General features: G+C 65.8%; 13 protein-coding genes. 11 read left to right on the plus strand and 2 right to left on the minus strand.

What is annotated here, in order from left to right; all coding sequences use genetic code 11:
• Positions 1–3 precede the first annotated feature (3 nt).
• From AC07M7_RS03085 to AC07M7_RS03105, 5 genes are all read left to right on the plus strand, one after another.
• On the plus strand, positions 4–2,727 hold the full coding sequence (locus AC07M7_RS03085; protein WP_495206699.1) for a TcfC E-set like domain-containing protein: 2,724 nt from the start codon (positions 4–6) through the stop codon (positions 2,725–2,727).
• Positions 2,724–3,854 carry a CblD like pilus biogenesis initiator family protein gene (locus tag AC07M7_RS03090; protein ID WP_495206700.1) on the plus strand — a complete coding sequence of 377 codons (1,131 nt, stop codon included), beginning with the start codon at positions 2,724–2,726 and terminating at the stop codon, positions 3,852–3,854. The genes AC07M7_RS03085 and AC07M7_RS03090 overlap by 4 nt, the downstream gene beginning before the upstream one ends.
• A gap of 17 nt (positions 3,855–3,871) precedes the next feature.
• Positions 3,872–4,567, plus strand: coding sequence for a pilus assembly protein (locus AC07M7_RS03095; protein WP_495206701.1), 696 nt, complete (start codon positions 3,872–3,874; stop codon positions 4,565–4,567).
• A 69-nt stretch (positions 4,568–4,636) separates the two neighbouring features.
• Positions 4,637–9,748: an ESPR-type extended signal peptide-containing protein gene (locus AC07M7_RS03100; RefSeq protein WP_495206702.1), complete on the plus strand. Its 5,112-nt coding sequence runs from the start codon at positions 4,637–4,639 to the stop codon at positions 9,746–9,748.
• A gap of 69 nt (positions 9,749–9,817) precedes the next feature.
• A complete protein-coding gene (locus tag AC07M7_RS03105; RefSeq protein WP_088480102.1) occupies positions 9,818–10,567 on the plus strand; it encodes a hypothetical protein in 750 nt (249 codons plus the stop codon).
• Positions 10,568–10,711: 144 nt separating this feature from the next.
• Here AC07M7_RS03105 and AC07M7_RS03110 read toward each other — a convergent pair whose 3' ends face one another.
• Both AC07M7_RS03110 and AC07M7_RS03115 read right to left on the minus strand, forming a co-directional pair.
• Entirely contained in the window at positions 10,712–11,356 is a 645-nt protein-coding gene (locus AC07M7_RS03110) for a hypothetical protein (RefSeq protein WP_046984289.1), read from the minus strand.
• 109 nt (positions 11,357–11,465) lie between these two features.
• On the minus strand, positions 11,466–13,889 hold the full coding sequence (locus AC07M7_RS03115) for a penicillin-binding protein 1A (protein ID WP_495206703.1): 2,424 nt from the start codon (positions 13,887–13,889) through the stop codon (positions 11,466–11,468).
• 219 nt (positions 13,890–14,108) lie between these two features.
• Here AC07M7_RS03115 and AC07M7_RS03120 point away from each other — a divergent pair, with 219 nt between their 5' ends.
• From AC07M7_RS03120 to AC07M7_RS03145, 6 genes are all read left to right on the plus strand, one after another.
• Positions 14,109–15,167, plus strand: a complete 1,059-nt coding sequence (locus tag AC07M7_RS03120; RefSeq protein ID WP_006388916.1) for a pilus assembly protein PilM — start codon at positions 14,109–14,111, stop codon at positions 15,165–15,167.
• A complete protein-coding gene (locus AC07M7_RS03125) occupies positions 15,167–16,045 on the plus strand; it encodes a PilN domain-containing protein (RefSeq protein ID WP_495206704.1) in 879 nt (292 codons plus the stop codon). Before AC07M7_RS03120 ends, AC07M7_RS03125 begins: the two co-directional genes overlap by 1 nt.
• Complete coding sequence (locus tag AC07M7_RS03130; RefSeq protein ID WP_135274935.1) at positions 16,042–16,698, plus strand: type IV pilus inner membrane component PilO; 657 nt, start codon at positions 16,042–16,044, stop codon at positions 16,696–16,698. The genes AC07M7_RS03125 and AC07M7_RS03130 overlap by 4 nt, the downstream gene beginning before the upstream one ends.
• A gap of 26 nt (positions 16,699–16,724) precedes the next feature.
• Complete coding sequence (locus AC07M7_RS03135) at positions 16,725–17,228, plus strand: pilus assembly protein PilP (RefSeq protein WP_046984284.1); 504 nt, start codon at positions 16,725–16,727, stop codon at positions 17,226–17,228.
• A gap of 21 nt (positions 17,229–17,249) precedes the next feature.
• Positions 17,250–19,217: a type IV pilus secretin PilQ gene (locus AC07M7_RS03140; protein ID WP_495206705.1), complete on the plus strand. Its 1,968-nt coding sequence runs from the start codon at positions 17,250–17,252 to the stop codon at positions 19,215–19,217.
• Between the two features lie 173 nt (positions 19,218–19,390).
• On the plus strand, positions 19,391–20,416 hold the full coding sequence (locus AC07M7_RS03145; RefSeq protein WP_428709420.1) for an AAA family ATPase: 1,026 nt from the start codon (positions 19,391–19,393) through the stop codon (positions 20,414–20,416).
• The last annotated feature ends 5 nt before the right edge of the window (positions 20,417–20,421 follow it).

Below are 20,421 nucleotides of genomic sequence, written 5' to 3' on the forward strand. Positions count from 1 at the left end.
CCCATGAAAGTTCCTGTACCGGCCGTCACTCGGCTGGCGGTCGCGCTCGCCTTGTCGTTGGCCATGCCCCTGGTCGCGGCACGCGGCGTTCCGCCCGGCTTCGAGGATCTGGTTGAAGGCCGGATCGAACAACTCGATGTGCGCCTGTTTGCTCGCTCGGCCGGGCTTTCGCCGGTGCGCGTGACCCTGGAACAGGTGCAGCTGGAAGACCCCGCGCGCGTGCTGCAGGCGCTGGATCTTTCCCCCGAGGCGCAGGCGGCGTTGCTGCCCGCGCTGTCGCAGCCCTTGCCGCGCAACAGCCATATCGCCTGCCGCTATGGCGGGGGCAGTGCCGGCTGTGGCTATCTCGATCCCCCCGAGGACTCCAACACCGTGCGTGCCCTCTATGACGAAGGCGAGGGCGCGGTGCGCCTGTTCGTCGCCCGCCAGTGGATCGCGGCCGAGCCGGCCGCCGAGCGCTTCCATCAGGTCAGCAACAACGCCGAGAACGCGTTCCTGCACCAGCAGACCCTCAATTTCAGCGGTGGCCGCGGCTACCAGGCACTGACCGCCCAAGGCGCGGGTGCGCTGGGCGTGCTGCAACGTGGCCACCTCGCCGTGGACTGGAACTTCAACAGCCAGCAGTACCGCGGTGGCCGCCGCCACGATGATTTCCAGTTCGACAACGCCTATTACCGCCATGACCTGGGCCAGCAGCATTATCTACAGGCCGGGCGCATGGACCGCCGCAACCTGTCCAGCCCGCAGGGCGGCACCTTCAGTTTCAGCATGCTGCCGATGGATCGCTTCGCCGGCTTGCGCGTGGGTACCACCCAGGCCTACGTGGATGCCGATGCCGCCGTGCAGGCGCTGCCACTGACGGTGCTGCTGGCGCGCGATGCCCGGGTGGACGCCTTCGATGGCGAGCGCCTGCTGCAGACCTTCTACCTGCAGGCTGGCATCAACGAGCTCGACACCCGCCGGTTCCCGTTCGGCAACTACACCGTCACCCTGCGCGTCTACGAAGATGGCCAGCTGGTGCGCAGCGAGGACGCGCCATTCGACAAGGGCGGCGACTGGACCAACAGCAGCGTGCAGTGGTTCCTGCAGGGCGGCCGCCGCAACGAGCGCCGCAGCGACCGCTTCGACGGCGAGATGGCCGCCATGGCCGGCCTGCGCGTGCCACTGGGCCGCACCACGGCGGTCACCGCCGGCGTCGCCGACCTCGGCGGCTTCAGCTATGGCGAGCTGCGTGTGGACCTGCGCCATGCCTTCGCCACCCAGGATATCCGTGCCACCTTCAGTGGCCTGCAGGGCAGCGACGGCAGCAGCGGCCAGCAGCACCAGCTCTCCTATCGCCGCCACGCCTCGTGGAATCTCTATCAGCAGCGGGTACGCGGCAAGGCCTGTGTGTTCGAGGATGATGCGCGCGACCGCTTGGGCTGCGCCGATTCGCTGAGCGCCTCTGTCGCGCTGCCGGTTGCCGGTGGCAGCGCCTACATGGCCTATACCCGCCGCCAGACCTGGAGCCGTGGCTCGCTGCTGCCGGGCGACATCGACGATCCGATGGCCGGGCTCGACCCGCTGCTGCCCCCGTGGCAGCAGCGCTACACGCGCGAGCCGCAGCTCAGCCGCACCTGGCAGGCCAGCTACAGCCGCGTGCAGCGCTGGCAGCAGTTCAGTGTCTCCACCCGGCTCGGCCTGTGGCAGCAGGATACGCGCAGCAGCCTGCGCGACGGCCGCGACCGCGGTATCTACCTCAACGTGAGCCTGACCCGCCTGCAACGCGGCGAGCGCGGCAGTTCGCAACGCCGCTATGGCATCGACTTCCGGCAGCCGCAGCACCTGCGGCCGGACGTCAACTACAGCGCCGGCCAGACCGTCCGCCAGGAAATGGATACGCAGTACCGCGAGGCCTCGCTGGACCTGCGCGGCAACAACAACGACCGCTACAGTGCCGCGCTCAGTGCCCAGCTGCAGAACAGCATCGGCCACACCGGCGCCACTCTCGCGCACTACCAGCAGCGCGGTGGCAACGAGATGGCCTATAGCGCCACGCACAGCTCCGGGCTGGCCCTGGGCCGCCGCGGCTTCTACTGGGGCGGCGGCCTGGGCGCCGACGCCGGCCTGGCCGTACAGGTGGATGACACCGACGACCTGGAACTGACCGGCGTGGCCGCCGAGCTGCAGGTGGGCGGGTTGCGCCGGCAGCGCCTGGCGCTGGGCGAGCGCCGCCTGCTGCCGCTGCCGGCCTACCAGACCCACCGCGCCGAAGTTCAGGATGCGAGCGCGCTGACCAGCGATGCCGCCATCCGCGTGACCGGGGTGGGCGGCGCACGGCCATTGTTCCTCTCTCCCGGCCGGCTGGTGCAGATGCCGGTACCGATCGAGGTGACCTACACCTTCATCGGCAGCGCCCGCGACATCGCCGGCGCGCCACTGCGCGGCGCCCGCATCCTCAACGCGCCGGTGCCCGGTACCGGCGCCAACGGCGGCTTCGTCGCCGATTTCCCGCGCCGCGAACGCACCCTGTACCTGCTGAAGGACGACAACCTGCTGCAGTGCCCGCTGGAGGTTCGTGAGCGCCGCAATGTCGTGATGCTGGTGGGCCAGGTGGAGTGCGCGCCGTTGAACGTCGCCCAGCTGCCCGCCGATATCCGCCAGCAGGCCCGGGTCACCCGCCTGTTGCAGGAACAGGCCCTGATCGCCGTCGTGCCGCAGACCGCAGCCGCTGGAGGTACGCCATGAACTGGCGTGGCGTGTGGACGGTGATGCTGGTGATGGCGTCGCTGCTGGTGATGCCGAATGCGTGGGGGCAGCGGCCGCCGGAAACCCACCCGGTGAGTGCCACGCAGAACATCGTGATGACGTGGGATCGTTCGGCGATGCCTGGGGATATGTCGCTCTGGCTTCCCGAGTTCGTTCTCGGTTACAGCGTGGATAGGTCACTGAAGTACGGACAACTACATCTGACATGCGCGTCATCCAGCGACTCCGCCACGGGTGCGTGCCCTACAAGCGGGATATCCGCCATTGGCGACGGCCCAGGGCTCATCTCCGTTCAAGCGCGGGAACGGCGCTCGGGCATGACCACGAACATAAGCGTGCGCGGGTGGATTAATCGCGCGATGGACACGCGCGTATGTGGAACGTACTGGCTTTCACCCATTCGTCCGCCTTGGATAGCGGTGGGAGATGCCTGCGGGGGCGACCCCACAGTTGGAACACGCGTTGGTTTGGTCTTGCCGGAGAACGAGCTTTCTCGGCTGGTGGCTGGTCACTGGGACGCCGTTCTGGTGATGACCTTGCATGACGAACCCGATGGAGGATCAGTCGCGACCTATCGCTTTAACTTCGACTTCACCATCACTGATCGAAACGCCGTCTCGATCTACTTCCCCGCATTTCACAACGTTAGTCCGCTGGTACAGCTCAACGCTGCCTACGATCCCATCGGGCAGACCGTGGGCGGACGCACGGTGCTGGAGATGTGCCTGTACGACGGCCTCGGTTCGCAGGCGCAGTATCTCGGCGTGACGGTCCGCGATCGTGGCGGGCATCCCCCTGGTCCCAGCGGCTATTCGCTCTGGCACACCGATGGCGGTACCGACGATACACGGCGCCTGGACTACACCGTCAGCCTCGCCCATAGCGGCGCGACGGTGCGGATGCCCAACGGCGTGGAACAGCAACTGCACGGCATCGACAGCGCCCAGCTGCGCCTGGTGATCCTGCCGGGCATGAGCCAGCCGGTGTTCTGTGTGCCCACGCCGATCACCTTCGATATTCCCCGCGTTCCCATTTCCACCCGGCAGGCCGGCACTTACTTCGGCGAGCTGCAGGTGGAGCTGCGTGTGCCCACCACCACCCCCTGATCCCCCCAGGAAGCCGCATGAAACGACTCGCCGCCTGCCTCATTCCGTTGACGCTGCTGCTGGCGTTGCCAGCCCAGGCCAATCTCACCGTGCATCCGATGCGCGCCTCGGTGGATGACAAGCGCAGCACCCAGATGCGCATCTATTCACAGTCCACCCAACCGCAGTACATCCAGGCCTCGCTGCGGCGGATCGTAGATCCTGCCAGCGACCAGGAGCACGAGGTGGAGGTCGAGCCGGGCGAGGCGGCCATCGCCATCACACCCGGGAAATTCGCCCTCGCGGGCGGCGGCAACCGGTTGATCCGGTTGATTCCGCTGCAGCCCGTCGAGGCCGAGACAGCCTACCGCGTCTACTTCGAAGGGGTGCGTGGACCCGAGGAAACCAGCATCGAGGGCGGTGACGGTGCGCAGGCCAGTATCGGTGTGAATCTGGTCTGGGGTGCGCTGGTCAATGTGCTGCCGGCCGAAGGCACCGTGCAGCCGCGGGTGCAGGGCGATGCGCTGTACAACGACGGCACCCTGCGCCTGGGCATCACCAGCATCGCCGATTGCGAGGGCAGCCGCTGCACCGCTCATGACGTATCGCACAGCCTGTACCCCGGCAGTTCCCTTGCGCTGCCCTTCACGGTGGTGCCCGGCCACGCCGTGCAGCTGCGCTATCGGCTCACGCGCGATGGCTATCGCGAACACGTGACCACCCTCACGCCCTGATTTTTCCACGCCCGCCACGCAGATTCCCGTGGCGGGTGCGTTGTTGACATCGTTGTTAAGGAGAGTTCGATGAACAAGATCTACCGTCGCCTATGGTCCACCGCACGGCAATGCTGGGTGGTGGCCAGTGAACTGACTTCGCCACGCGGTAAGCCGGCCTCATCGGTCGGAGCGGCAGTGCTGATCGTGACTGCGTCGCTCGTACCCGGTGCGGGTGTGGGAACCGCCGGGGCGGTCACCTATCACGCGTGCCAGAACCCCGAGCAGATCATCCTCAACTGCGTGCCGTTCATGGCCCATGTTCCGAGCATGGCCCAAAACACGCTTGGTCCAAACACCAGTTCATACATGATGCTGGGTGCTGGAAGCCATATGCAGGGCAAGTACTCCTCGTTGTTCGGGAGCTGGTCGAGTTCGGTAGGTGACAACAATGCCGTGTTCGGATTCGATGCTCGCGCCAGGCAGGGGGGAAGCGCCGTATTTGGTGCGCGATCGGTAGCCGACGGATTTGGCGCGGTGGCGGTTGGGACCTATGCGCGTGCATCCGGCCAATACGGAATTGCCATGGGCTTTGCGGCCACAACGGCGGACAACAGTGGCGGTATTTCCCGGATCGCCATCGGCAATGATTCCTACGCTGGTACACCGGGTTGGACGGGCGCCATCGCGTTAGGTGGTCGTGCTCGTGCGGAATACGACGGTGTGGCGCTTGGCTATGAGGCGCAGGCAAAGGGCGCCGGCTCGGTGGCATTGGGGCGCGGTGCAGTAGCTACGGAGAGCTATGTGGTCTCCGTAGGCAATGCCGCTGCGCCACGCAGGGTCGTTTATGTCGCTGACGGCAATGTCAGTCAGCACAGCATGGACGCCGTGAACGGGCGCCAGCTGCTCGGTGTAAAGGAGACGGCGGAGCGCGCGTTGGACAACAGCAAGCTGGTCACGCAGACATCTGCCAGCGGGCAGATCCGCGTTGGCGCTGAGAACAGCGGCACCGTCCTGGACGTGCGTAACCGGTCGAACGCCAATCGAAAGATCAGCGGCGTAGCCGACGCAGCATTGAGCACCAGCAGCACCGAAGCTGTCACCGGCAAGCAGCTGTATGCCACCAACCAGAGCGTGAGCACTGCCACCAGCACCGCCAATGCCGCAAAAGCATCGGCGGATGCTGCCGTAGGCCGTATCGGCGCTGCAGCTGTCGCCCTGGGTCAAGCGGCGGTGGCTGAAGGCAGTGGAAGCACGGCCAGCGCCGCACTGGGTTCGGCGGCCAAGGCGTACAACGGCAATGGTGTGGCGATGGGTGCAGACGCACGTGCCGGTGTGAATGACAAGGGCGAGAAAAGCACCGCCGCCACTGGCGCAGTCGCTATTGGCGCACTCAGCCGCAGCGGCAATGGCGCGGTCGCCGCCGGCTTGCGTGCGAGCGCCATTGGCGATCGCGCAGTGGCGCTGGGCAACGATGCTAACGCAGCGGCCACCCACGCAACAGCAGCAGGCTACAAAGCTACCGCCAGCGCCAACCAAGCGACGGCCGTTGGTCGTGAAGCATCGGCATCCGGCACGTTCTCCACCGCGCTGGGCAATCTGGCCAGCGCCCGCGCGGAGAGCGCCGTGGCGCTGGGTGACCGCGCCATAGCGGCCCACACCGACAGCGTGGCGCTGGGCAATGGCTCCCAGACCACCGCAGGGAACCAGATCTCGGTGGGCAACGACACGCTGAAGCGGAAAATCGTCAACGTCGCCGATGGCGCGCTCAACACGAGCAGCGCCGAGGCCGTGACCGGCAAGCAGCTCAATGCGACCAACGTCGAGGTAGCCTCGGTCCGCACCACCGCAGCCAGCGCCCAGACGACAGCGGGCGCAGCAAAGACCGCCGCCGACGATGCGTTGGCCAAGGCCAATGCTCTGGGCGGGCTGGTCGGTCAAACCTCAGTGACCGGCAACGTACGCCTGGGTAGCGAAAACACCGGTACCGTGCTGGATGTACGCAACAAGTCCAATGCCAGCCGCAAGGTGACAGGCGTGGCTGACGCAACGCTCAGCACCAGCAGCACCGAGGCGGTGAGCGGCAAGCAGCTCAATGCGACGAACACGGAAGTGGCCTCGGTTCGAAGTGCCGCCGCCAACGCCCAGACTACCGCAAACGTTGCGCAGACTACCGCGGACAGCGCCTTCGCCAAAGCACGCGCCACTGGTAACGCAGTGGCCACTGCCGCTGATGTCAACGACGCGAACAAAGCCACCGCGACGGGGCACCTGGCCATGGCCATGGGCAATGTCGCCAAGGCCAGCGGCGTGGCGACCGTTGCCGTGGGCAACAACGCCAATGCCGTTGGCACCAATGCGATCTCGATCGGTAGCGCCTCCGGTGCGACGAGCCAGTTCGCGCTTGCACTGGGTGGAAACGCGAAGGCGACGCACGAAAATGCGGTGGCATTGGGCGAAAAGTCGGTGACCGGCGGCACCAATCAGGTCTCTATTGGCAACGCAACACTCAAGCGCAAGCTGGTGAACGTGGCTGATGCCACGTTGAGCAGCACCAGCACCGATGCGGTAACGGGCAAACAAGTATTCGCCGTCGATCAGAAAGTCACTGCGAATCAGTCTCTGCTGACCAGCCACGCCACCGAGCTGACTGGACACGAGGCCCGTATCGCCGGCAACCGGCGGGAGCTGGATGACCTGCGTACCGAGTTTGACAACTTCGACCCCGACCTGGAAGGCGTGGTCCGTTACGCAGCCGACGGTTCGGTCGATATGGACGGCGGCAAGGTACGGGGCGTGGCAGCGGGCGATATCAGTTCGGCGGGGAGTACCGATGCTGTGAACGGTGGGCAGTTGTTCGTCACCAATCAGCGTCTGTCACAGGTTGAAGAGACGGCTAGGTACATAGCTATCGGGCACGATGACGAAAGTATTGACGCCAAGGCAGGAGAGTTCTCAGTAGCCATTGGTGATGGTGCTGAGGCTGGTGAAGGCACTGATGGAGCAACTGCCATAGGAGCTTTCTCCAGAGCTCGAGGAAAGGGATCGGTCGCCTTAGGGCGCGCGTCGTTCGTCGATAGCTCCGCGGAAAATGGGTTTGCTCTGGGTACCGGGTCATCGGTTCATAGCAAGGAAGGCGTGGCGCTCGGCGGATTTGCCAGAATTGAGTCGGGTGCAGAGTATTCAGTTGCATTGGGGGCATCATCGACGGCGACCGAAGAGAATGTGGTTTCTGTTGGAAACCTGACTAGGAAACGACGAATCGTCAATCTGGCTCGGGGGCGCGGGGCTGAAGACGCCGTCACTGTTGGGCAGCTCGGGGACTCATTGGCTGCACTGGGAGGGGGTGCGGGCATTGACCCGGGCGGAAACATTATCCTTCCTACGTACAAAATACAGGGCGGAAGCCAGAACAACGTTGAAGACGCCCTCAATGTTCTCGATGGTGCTGTCGTAGCTGGAAAGAATCGGGCCGATCGGATCGAAAACCAACTACGCTCGGTCTTCCAGGACAGCCCTGCCACCCACAGCGATGGTCTGGGCCAGCTCAACCTCGCCGGCGCCAACGGCATGGTGCTGGGCAACGTGGCCAACGGCCTGATTGCACCGGGCAGCCGCGATGCGGTCAACGGCGGTCAGCTCTACGCTGCCGAACAGAAGATCGAGCGCAATCGAAATGATCTCGATGGACTGAGAGAGAAGTTAGTTGGGGGCGCTGAAATGCAAGTCAGCGATGCCGCTGGCCTGGTCGATTTTGCTGGCGCACGCTTGACCGGAGTCGCCGACGGAGAGCTGAATCCCGGTAGTAGTGACGTCGTCACTGGCAGGCAGCTGTACGATACGAATCGAAGTGTTGAGCGTTTGGCTGAAAACAGCAACTTCCTGAAGTTCGGCGATTCAATTGATAGAGTGCCCGCAAGGGCGGGGAGATTCGCCATCGCCATGGGTGACTCTGCAGAGGCCTCCCTGGATACAGAGGGAGCCGTGGCGTTAGGCGCGTATGCAGTCGCTTCCGGCACAAATTCAGTGGCGCTGGGGCGAGCTGCGCACGTTCATGAAGGCGCGGCCAGAGGCTTTGCGCTCGGCACTGAATCTCAAGTTGCTGAATCCGGTGCAATCGCGATTGGCGCTGCGAGTGCCGTACTAAAGGGGGCTGTGGAGTCTGTAGCAATTGGCGCGCAGTCTGTGGCAAGAGAATCACATACTGTTTCCTTTGGTAATGACGGAATGCAGCGCCGTTTGGTGAATGTTGCCCGCGGCCGCAACGCCAACGACGCGGCCACCGTCGGTCAGCTCCGCGGCGCACTAGCAACCCTGGGTAGTGATGTCGATGCCAACGGCAACATCGCCGGTCCCACCTTCAATGTTCAGGGTGGCTCGCAGCACACCCTGGGTGATGCCCTCAATGCGCTCGACGGCGCAGTGATCACCGCTGGCACCCGGGTTGATCGGGTCGAAAACCAACTGCGCTCGGTGTTCCAGGACAGCCCCGTCACCCGCAGCGATGGTCTGGGTCAGCTCAACCTCGCCGGCGCCAACGGCATGGTGCTGGGCAACGTGGCCAACGGCCTGATTGCACCGGGCAGCCGCGATGCGGTCAACGGCGGTCAGCTGCATGCCATGGAGCAGCGCCTGGACGGTCGCATCGATGGGCTGGAACAGCGCGTTGATGCCACGCCGGAGGGCAGGGCGCTGGCGTCGGCCAGTGCACCCACGCCGCCGGCCGCTCCGGAGGCCGAGGGTCCCGCCGGCGCATCGGGTGAACCGGCAGCGGCTTCCGCAGGCCGTGCCGGTGGCGGCATCGCCAGTGCTGACGGCGGTGGCACGCCTGCGCCGGCCGACGCGCCGGCGCCGACCCCGCAGGTTGATACCGCCGAGCTGGAAAAAATGCTGGCCCGCGCCAACGAGTACACCGATGGGGCGATCAGCAACTTCGAGCGCCGCCTGGACAAGATGGACAAGCGCTTCAACCGCATGGCGGCGATGAGCAGTGCGCAGACGGCCATGGCCATGAACACCGCTGGCCTGGCCACCTACAACCGCCTTGGCGCGGGCGTGGGCTACGCCGAGGGCGAGTCGGCCATGGCGGTGGGTTACCAGCGCGTACTCAACGACAAGGGCTCAGCCACCTTCAGCCTCAATGGTGCCTTCACCAACAGCGGTGAACGCAGCATGGGCGTGGGTGTGGGCATCGGCTGGTAAGCCATGGCGCCCCGGCGTGGTGCGCGTAACGAGCCCCGCCGCGCCGGGGTCCTTGCCGAGGAGATGGCAATGTACCGATGGGTGAGTCGATTCATCAGCTACCGCACGTTCTACGTTTGGCGGGCACGGTTTTACTACCACACCCGGCATCTGGACGTCTGGATGCTTGCCAGCGTGCTGTGCTTCCTGGGGGTAGTGGCGTTGCTCTGGTACTACTGGCGGTTCACCAATGTGCCGCTTCCGCGCATGCATCCGCAGGTAGCTGCGCTACGGGTGGAGGGCATCACCAACGAGGCGATCCACAGGATTGTTCTGGTGCGCCATGGTGGTACTCCCCCCGGCAAGCCGTTCTCCACGCCGGAGGAGATCCGGGCCAGCACGGTGCGTACGATGCGGGTGCGGCAAGTGCTGGATGGCGAGGTGGCATGGCGGCTGAAGGCGAACCTGCTGGCGGATATCGCCGATTACATCGAGGCGACCGCGGGCTGCGTGCCGTATCAATGCACACGGGTGCAGGCGCACGTCAGCCAGCTGCGTGAGGCCGCGACGGAGAACGCGGGCATCAACAGGGCGTTGCAACCCATTCTGGATGGCCCGCGTGATCTGGTGCCCGGTCTCACGAGCGTCGATCGCCAACGGGTGAAGAGCGGCTGGTCGGATTCGTTCAGTGACATCTTTCACCAGGTATGGCTGTTGAACGATCTGCAGACCATGCACGCGCGGATGATGGCGGAGTACCCCAAGCGCGCACCCGCACCGTGGTTGCCGGAGTGGTTGATTGGCCCGGAGCCGACGACCGGTAATGGCATGCCACTGTAGAGCACTGCCATGCTAGGTGGCGCCCGCGGATGCCACGCTCCCTGTAGAGCCGAGCCCACGCTCGGCTGCTCTTCAGTCAGATATCCGGAAGTCTGAAATGCAGTGCGGACCAACAGTCCGCACCCACCAAGACTGGCGCTACCGTCACCCGCCGATATACGCGGTGATCTCCGCCTCGGCCAGCACCTGCCGCAACTGCGCCACGGACGCGCGCCGCATCGGCTTCTCATCCACCGGCGACAGCGGCGCTTGGCGCAGGGCGTCGTAGGGCAGCACGGCCAGGTCGAAGGTCAGCTCTTCGGCACTGAACACCCACACCGGCACGTCCAGGCAGCGTTCGCGGTCCATGCGCAGACGACGTGTCCGTGATTCGGCGGGGATGCCATGTTCGTCCAGGAAGCGATGCACGGCTTCCGGGTCGTCACTGTGCAGGTGCAGCTGCACGGGGCTGTTGGCGTCGGCGGTGCCATCCAGTACCGGGCCGACCAGGCGTGGGGCGAAGCCGTGCAGGAACTCCAGGGCGCGCATTGCGGCTTCGCGGCGGCGCTGCAGTTCGTTGCCATGCTGGGGCCCGGAGAACAACCGCTGGTACTCGCGCAGGGCGTCTTCAATCTCGGTGTTGCGGGGCAGGGAGGCATCGTCGTGGATGCCGAGCCGGGTGGCGGCCTTCAACTTGGCCTGGTGGTAGTCGCGGATGCCGCCTTCGGCCATCAGGCGCGCGGCTTCGTGGGCGAGACGGTGACGACGCTCGCGGGTCTGGCTGGCAGCATGCTGACGGGCGCGATGCATGCGATGACTCCCTGTTGCGACCTGGCTACAGACTAGCGCACGGATGTGACATCTGCGTGGGTATTTCGCGGAGGCGCCAGCCAACGGTTGGCACCCATCGCCCCCTTCCTCAGAAGATATCGAAAGCGGCGGCGTCGGCCTGCGGCGTATTGAGGTTCAGGTCGTAGTCGGTCAGGCGGTCCATGTCTTCCACCTTCACCCACTCGGTGGCGCCATTGAGGGTGGCCTGCACCATGCCGCTGGGCGGGTCGTTCTGCGCGATCGGGGTGTCCTTCAGCGCGGTGCGCATGTAGTCGATCCAGATCGGCAGGGCGGCCTTGCCACCGTATTCGCGGTAGCCCAGCGAGCGGAAGTCGTCGCGGCCCACCCACACGGTGGTCACGTACGGGCCGCCGAAGCCGGAGAACCAGGCATCGCGGTGGTCGTTGGTGGAGCCGGTCTTGCCGCCTACGTCCTCGCGGCCGAGTACCTTGGCCTGAGCACCGGTACCGCGCTGGACCACGTCGCGCATCATCGACACCAGCTGGTAGGCGGTGCGGGCGTCGATCGCGCGCGGGGCGGTGCGTGCATCCGGGTTGACCGGTGCGGCCGGGGTTTCGGGCTTGGCTTCGGCCTTTGCCGCAGCGGCCGGGTCCACCTTCGGGGCCGGGGCGCCGAAGTTGAAGCCGTCCACCACCTGGTTGACCGGCTGGCCGCTGCTGCCGGCGCAGTCGCGGCATGCCATTGCCGGGCTTTCCTTGAACACCAGATTGCCGTCGCGGTCGTTCACCTGGTCGATCAGCCAGGTGTCCACGCGCGAGCCGCCGTTGGCGAACACGGCATAGCCACGGGCTACCGACAGCGGAGTCAGCGAGGCGGTACCCAGCGACATCGACAGGTTCGGCGGCAGCTCCGACTCGGCAAAACCAAATTCACTGATGTACTTGCGCGCGTAATCCACGCCCATGCCATCGAGCAGGCGCACCGAAACCAGGTTGCGTGACTGCACCAGCGCTTCGCGCAGGCGCATCGGGCCGCGGAAGCCGCCGCCGTCGTTCTGCGGGGCCCAGGTCTTGCCGCGGCGGTCGCGGAACACGACCGGGGCGTCGAGCACGATCGAGGCCGGGTTGTAGCCCTTGTCGAAGGCGGCCGCATAAACGAACGGCTTGAAGCTCGAACCCGGTTGGCGCCGGGCCTGGGTGGCGCGGTTGAACTTGTTGCCGGAGAAGCTGAAGCCACCGACCAGCGCTTTCAGCGCGCCGCTGTGGGCATCCAGCGAAACCAGCGCGGACTGGCCGCGCGGCAGCTGGTCCAGCAGCCATTCGCCCTCCTTGGCACCGGCGCGCACGCGCACGATGTCGCCGCGCTGCACCAGCTTGGCCGGGCTCTTGTTGGCCCACTTGGCGGCGCCGGCCGGCAGCACGATCTCGCTGCGATTGGCCAGCACCACGGTGGCGCTGCCGTCGGCGCCGGTGCTGGCAACGATGGCCGGCAGCAGGCCGGCCTGGCCGAACATGCCGCGCAGGTGCTCGGCCAGGGCCGCGGCGTCTTCGCTGGCCCCTACCTGGACCTGCTTCTCCACGCCGTGCCAGCCATGGCGGTGGTCGTACAGCAGCAGGCCGTCGCGCACCGACTGGTTGGCGGCGGTCTGCAGGGTCGCATCGATGGTGGTGGTGACGTGGTAACCCTTGTTGACCACATCGCCGCCGAAGCGGGCGATCATTTCCTGGCGCACCAGCTCGGCCACGTACGGGGCATCGACCTGGACCGGCGGCTCATGCGCGGTGGCGTGCATCGGCACGGCCTTCGCCGCATCGGCCTCGGCCTGGCTGACGAACTTCAGGTCGGCCATGCGCTGCAGCACGTAGTTGTCGCGGCGCTGGCGGGCACGTTCCGGGTTGGAGATCGGGTTGCCCGAAGACGGGAACTTGGGGATGCCGGCCAGCGAGGCCATTTCATCCAGGTCCAGCTCGTTGAGCTTCTTGCCGTAGTAGAACTCGGCGGCGGCGGCCACACCGTAGGCGCGGTTGCCGAAGAAGCTCTTGTTCAGGTACAGCTCGAAGATCTCGTCCTTGCTCAGCTCGGACTCGATCTTCCGTGCCAGCAGGATCTCGGCCAGCTTGCGGGTGTAGCTGTACTCGGAGCTGAGGAAGAACTGGCGGGCGACCTGCTGGGTGATGGTGGAGCCACCGGGTACGCGCTTGTCGCTGGTGGTGGCCAGCAGCCATACGGCACGGCCGATGCCCATGTAGTCGACGCCGCCATGCTCGTAGAAGCGGGCATCCTCGGTGGCCAGGAACGCCTGCTTCAGGCGCTCGGGCACATCCTTCATGGTGATCGGGGTGCGCCGGGTCTCGCCGAACACCGCCATCAGCTTGCCGTCGGCAGCGTAGACGTACATCGGCTCCTGCATTTCCACGTCGCGCAGGGTCTGCACGTCGGGAAGCTTGGAGGAAACGGCATAGTACAGACCGCCTACGGCGGCCGCGCCGATCAGCGCCAGGACCAGGACAATCAGGAAGATCCAGCGCAGCCAGCGGCGGAGTCGAGTCATCGGGTTCAGATTCCGATTGCGAATTTCGTGGTCGCAGAGTATAGATTACGCAAGGTGGCGGCTGGGGTCGTCGCCGGGGAGCGCAAAGGGAACAGTCAGGGGCTGCATGGTGAATCCGTGAGGGACTTCACAGCAGGGCCGTTGCCATTTGCTAAGAATACGTTATTAATGCTCGGGCGCAGGTCTTGCGTCCAAGTGCCCGTCGGCAGGGGAGAAACCGTGGGGCTCATCCCAAAAAGTCAGTCGCCGCTTGTAGGCGTCGACATCAGTTCGACTGCGGTAAAGCTTTTGCAGCTGTCCCGCAGTGGCAACCGTTTTCGTGTGGAACATTACGCTGTGGAACCTCTTCCGCCGAATGCGGTGGTGGAGAAGAACATCGTGGAAGTGGAGGCCGTGGGTGAGGCCATCCGCCGTGCGATGAACCGCTCGGGGAGCAAGGCCAAGCTGGCCGCTGCCGCCGTCGCTGGGTCGGCGGTGATCACCAAGGTGATCCCGATGCCGGCCGAGCTCGACGAAAACGACATGGAAGCCCAGATCGAGCTGGAAGCGGTCAACTACATTCCGTACCCGATCGAGGAAGTGAACCTGGACTTCGAGGTGATCGGGGCGATCCCGAACAACCCGGAGATGGTCCAGGTGCTGCTGGCCGCGTCGCGTTCGGAAAACGTGGAACTGCGCCAGTCCGCGCTGGAACTGGGTGGCCTGCAGGCCAAGGTGATGGACGTGGAGGCCTTCGCGGTCGAGAACGCCTATGCCCTGGTCGCCAGCGAGCTGCCGGTGTCCATCGAGGGCGTGGTCGCGCTGGTCGACATCGGCGCCACCATGACCACCCTCAATGTCCTGCGCGGTGGCCGCAGCCTGTACAGCCGCGAACAGGTGTTTGGTGGCAAGCAGCTGACCGACGAGATCATGCGCCGCTACGGCCTGAGCTACGAGGAAGCGGGCCTGGCCAAGCGCCAGGGCGGGCTGCCGGAAAGCTACGAGATGGAAGTGCTGGAGCCGTTCAAGGAAGCCACGGTCCAGCAGATCAGCCGTTTGCTGCAGTTCTTCTATGCGGGCAGTGAGTTCAACCGCGTCGATCACATCGTGCTGGCCGGTGGCTGCGCCGTGTTGGGTGGCCTGCCGGAAATGGTCGAAGAGCAGCTGGGCGTGCCGACCGTGATCGCCAACCCGCTGGCACAGATGACCCTGGGCCCGAAGGTGAACGCGCATGCGCTGGCCCAGGATGCCCCCGCGCTGATGATCGCCACCGGTCTGGCGCTGAGGAGCTTCGACTGATGGCGCGCATCAATCTATTGCCCTGGCGCGCCGAGCGGCGCAAGCAACGCCAGCGCGAGTTCTACGCAATGCTGGGCATGGCCGCGATCGGTGGCCTGCTGTTGTCGCTGGTGATCTGGTTCTACTACGACCGCCAGGTGAGCGGCCAGATGGACCGCAACGCCTATCTGGAAGCCGAGATCGAGAAGGTCAAGGAACAGAACAAGGAGATCGACCGCCTCGACGCCCAGAAGGACCGCCTGCTGGCGCGCAAGAAGGTGATCGAGGAACTGCAGGCCAAGCGCTCGCAGATGGTCCACCTGTTCGACGCGCTGGTGCGCACCATTCCTGACGGCGTGGTACTGACCGCGCTGCAGCAGGAGGGCGACATGCTCACCCTTGAGGGCCGGACCCAGTCCAATGCACGCGTGTCGGCGTACATGCGCAACCTGGAAACCTCCGGCTGGATGACCAATCCGGAACTGTCGATCATCCAGGCCAGTGCTGCGGACAAGAACGCGACCGGCCCGGTGTCTGACATCAAGGCGCTGCCGTACATGTTCAAGGTCACGGTGAAGCTGCCTGCGCAGAGCGAAGAGACCGGCACGCCCGGCTTGAATGCCGATGGCAGCGTGGCGGCCGCACCAGCGGCAGTGCCTGCCGTGGCACCGCTTGCTGCAGGCCCGGACGCGGCAGCTTCGGCCGCAGCACCGGCAGCAGCCCAGCCGGCCCCGGCCACTGCACCGACCCCGGCCCAACCGGCCCCGGCGGCTGCACCGGCCGCCGCGCCGGCCAAGCCGAACCAGCCGGCCGCGCCGGCACCGGCCAAGCCTGAGGGCAGTCGCCTTGCGCAGCCGCCGCAGGCCTCCAACGCCCCGTTGCAGGGGGACCGCGCATGAGCCAGAAAATCGATCTGAAGAACCTGGATTTCAACGACATCGGCAACTGGCCGCAGAAGGCCAAGATCGTCTTCTGCTCGTTGCTGGCGCTGGTCATCATGTTCGTCGCCTGGATGCTGCTGATCAGCGGCAAGCGCGACGAACTGTCCAGCCTGGAATCGAAGGAGGGCGACCTGCGCACCGAGTTCACCAAGCAGCAGGAACGCGCGGTGAACCTGGGCCCGCTCAAGCAGCAGCTGGCACAGATGGAGCAGGTGCTGCAGCAGATGTTGCGGCAGCTGCCGAGCAAGACCGAAATGCCGGACCTGATCATCGACATCTCGCAGACGGCGCTGTCCAGCGGCCTGACCAGCCAGCTGTTCGAGCCGGAGCAGGAGCAGGTGAAGGAGTTCTACGCCGAGAAGCCGATCAAGCTGAAGATGGTGGGCAGCTACCACCAGTTCGGTGCCTTCGTCAGTGGCGTGGCATCGTTGCCGCGGGTGGTGATCCTGACCATGCACGACATCAACCTGAAACCTGCGGACAAGACCGGTGGCGGTGCCCGTGCGGGTGCGCTGGAACTGTCCGGCACGGTCAAGACCTATCGCTACCTGGACGAGACCGAGGTCCAGGAACAGCAGAAGGCTGAAGCCGGCAAGGAGGACAAGAAGTGACGCGTTCCTTCTTTGCACGCTGTGGGATGGTTGCCGCGGTGCTGCTGCTGGCGGCCTGTGGCCGTGGCGTGACCAGCACGCCGGGCGATGCGCCGAACCTGGAAAAGTGGGTGGAGGGCGAGCGTGCCCGGCCGGCACAGCCGCTGGAGCCGCTGCCGGTGATGCAGCAGTTCGAGACCTTCGAGTACTCCGCGCAGGGCCTGCGCGATCCGTTTACCGATGCCTGGACCAATCCGCAGGGGAGCGGTGGGTTGCGGCCGGATCCGAACCGGCGCAAGGAGCCGCTGGAAGGCTTCCCGCTGGACGCGCTGGACATGGTCGGTACCATCGGCACCGGCAGCGGTACCGTTGCGCTGGTGATGGGGCCGGACAAGGTGACCTACCGGGTGCGCCCGGGTGGCTACCTGGGGCAGAGCGACGGACGCGCCACGGCGGTCTTCGAGGACCGCGTGGAGCTGATCGAACTGGTGCCGGATGGCGCGGGTGGCTGGCTGGAACGGCCGGCAACGCTCTCGCTTGAAGATCAATGATCGTTTACTGGGGATAGCACGATGACCTTTCACCAAGCCAAGGGGCTGCGTCCCATCCGGCGCTCTACCTTGAACCGTGTCAGCGCGTTGGGAGTCGCGCTGATGCTGGCCTGCGCTCCGGCGCTGGCCGCCGCACCGGCGGAGAAGCCGGTGGGCACCACCGTGGCACCGGCCGCCGCGCCGGCCGGCCTGTCGGTGGCCAAGATCGATTTCAAGCGGGGCGATGATGGCGCGGGGCGCCTGATCGTCCAGTTCGATGGCCAGGGCGCGATCCCAGACCTGCGTACGCAGGGCAACAGCGTGGTGGTCGATGTCGGCAATGCCCGCCTGCCGGCCAACCTGCAGAAGCCGATGAACGTCATCGACTTTGCTACGCCGGTACAGCGCATCGACGCCAAGCCATCCGGGGCCGGTACCCAGCTGGTGCTGAGCACCGGCGGTGCGGTCGAATCGCTGGCCTACCAGAGCGGCAACGAGTACGTGGTCGAGATCAGCCCGCGGCAGGCCCCGGCCGCCGTCGGTGCGGTTACTGCCGGCAGCGTGACCCAGGCCGCCAAGGCCGTCGGCCAGCGCGGTTTCACTGGCAAGCCGGTGACCTTCAACTTCCAGGACGTGCCGGTGCGCACCGTGCTGCAGTTGATCGCCGAAGAGTCCAACCTCAACGTGGTGGCGTCCGATTCGGTGCTGGGCAATGTGACCCTGCGCCTGGTGAATGTGCCGTGGGACCAGGCGCTGGACATCGTGCTGCGCGCCAAGGGCCTGGACAAGCGTCGCGACGGCAGCGTGATCTGGGTGGCGCCGCAGGCCGAACTGGCCAAGTTCGAGCAGGAGAAGGAAGACGCGCGCATCGCCATCGAGAACCGCGAGGACCTGGTTACCGACTACGTCCAGATCAACTACCACAGCGCCACCCAGATCTTCAAAGCACTGACCGAAGCCAAGGGCATCGGCGGTGGCGGTGGTGCGGGTGGTGGTGGTGGGTCGTCGCAGGAGGAGAGTGGCTTCCTGTCCGGGCGTGGCCGCATCGTCGCCGACGAGCGCACCAACACGCTGATGATCAGCGACATTCCGAAGAAGATCGCGCGGATGCGTGAGCTGATCAGCGTGATCGACCGCCCGGTCGACCAGGTGCTGATCGAAAGCCGCATTGTCATCGCCACCGATACCTTCGCCCGCGAGCTGGGCGCAAAGTTCGGCATCAGCGGCAGCCGTGACAATGTGTACTTCAGCGGAAGCCTGGATGCCAACGAGGCTACCCGCAATTCGCAGGTGGATACGGCATTGGCCAACGCCAAGGCGGTCCGTGAATGGCAGGCCGGTGGCAGTGTCGGTCCGGCCCCGATTCCGGGTAGCCCGACGATCAAGCGCGGCCTGAACTGGAATCTGCCGGTGGCAGCGGCCAACAACCCCGGCTCGCTGGCGCTGTCGATCCTCAACGCAGGCTACCTGCTGGACGTGGAGCTGTCGGCCATGCAGGAAGAGTCACGTGGTGAAGTGATCTCCAACCCGCGCGTGGTCACCACCAACCAGCGCGAGGCGATGATCAAGCAGGGCAAGGAAATCGGCTACGTCACCATCAGCGGCGCCGGTGCTGCCGGTGGCGCCGGTTCCACCCCAAACGTGCAGTTCAAGGAAGTGGTGCTGGAACTGCGGGTGACCCCCACCATCACCAACGACAACCGCGTGTTCCTCAACATGCAGGTGAAAAAGGACGAAGTCGACCGCCTGATCGAACTGCAGGGCTACGGCACGGTGCCGTCGATCAACCGCCGCGAGGTCAATACCGCGGTGCTGGTCGAGGATGGGCAGACCGTGGTCATCGGTGGCGTGTATGAGTTCACCGACCGCAGCAGCATCAGCAAGGTGCCGTTCCTGGGCGACGTGCCGTTCCTGGGTAACCTGTTCAAAAAGCGCGGCCGCAACAAGGACAAGGCCGAGCTGCTGGTGTTCGTCACCCCGAAGGTGCTGCGCGTGGCCAAGCAGAACTGAGCCCGCGTCACCCGCGAAACGCAGAAGGGCCGCCATGCGCGGCCCTTCTGCGTTTGTGCCGGTAGAACCACACCATGCGCGGATGGGCCGTTCAGCCGTTCTTGATGCCATTCGCAGGGCACCCTGCGATGATGTCGGGAACCCGTGCCGTCCTGCGCCGGTCAAAGGCCCCCATGAACCTGCCACCGCCGATGCCCGAAACCGTCTCGCCGCCGCCCGCGCCGGCCATCTCCCGCCTGCATGCCGCTTTCAGCCAGCTGCGCGACGCATTGTCGGCCGAGATCGTCGGCCAGGCCGCGCTGGTCGAACGCCTGTTGATCGCGCTGCTGGCCGACGGTCACCTGCTGGTGGAAGGCGCCCCCGGTCTGGCCAAGACCACTGCCATCCGCGCGCTGGCCGCGCGCCTGGAAGCCGACTTCGCCCGCGTACAGTTCACCCCGGACCTGTTGCCGGCCGACCTGACCGGCACCGAGATCTGGCGCCCGCAGGAAGGCCGCTTCGAATTCGTGCCCGGCCCGATCTTCCACCCGATCCTGCTGGCCGATGAAATCAACCGCGCACCGGCCAAGGTGCAGTCGGCATTGCTGGAAGCGATGGGTGAGCGTCAGGTCACCGTGGGCCGCCACACCTACGCGTTGCCGTCTCTGTTCCTGGTGATGGCCACGCAGAACCCGATCGAGCAGGAAGGCACCTTCCCGCTGCCAGAAGCACAGCTGGATCGCTTCCTGATGCACGTGCGCATCGGCTACCCGGACCAGGCAGCTGAGTCGGAGATCCTGCGCCTGGCTCGCGAGCGTGCCCGTGGCGCGTTGGGTGAAGCCGCACCGGCGCCGGAGAAGCTGCCGATGCAGGATGTGTTCGATGCCCGCCGTGAAGTGCTGGACCTGCACATGGCGCCGGCGCTGGAACGCTACCTGATCGAGCTGGTGCTGGCCTCGCGTGATCCTTCGCGCTATGACGCCGGCCTCGGCCGCCGCATCGCCTGGGGTGCGAGCCCGCGTGGCTCCATCGCACTGGAGCGCTGCGCGCGTGCGCGCGCCTGGTTGGCGGGCCGCGACTTCGTCACCCCCGATGATGTGCGCGCGGTGGCCGCCGACGTGCTGCGCCATCGCGTGCTGCCCAGCTACGAAGCCACCGCAGAAGGCTGGGACGGCGAACGCCTGGTGCAGGAACTGCTGGCCCGGGTGCCGGCACCCTGAGCCTG

Source organism: Stenotrophomonas sp. GW821-FHT09E08 (assembly GCF_059416125.1).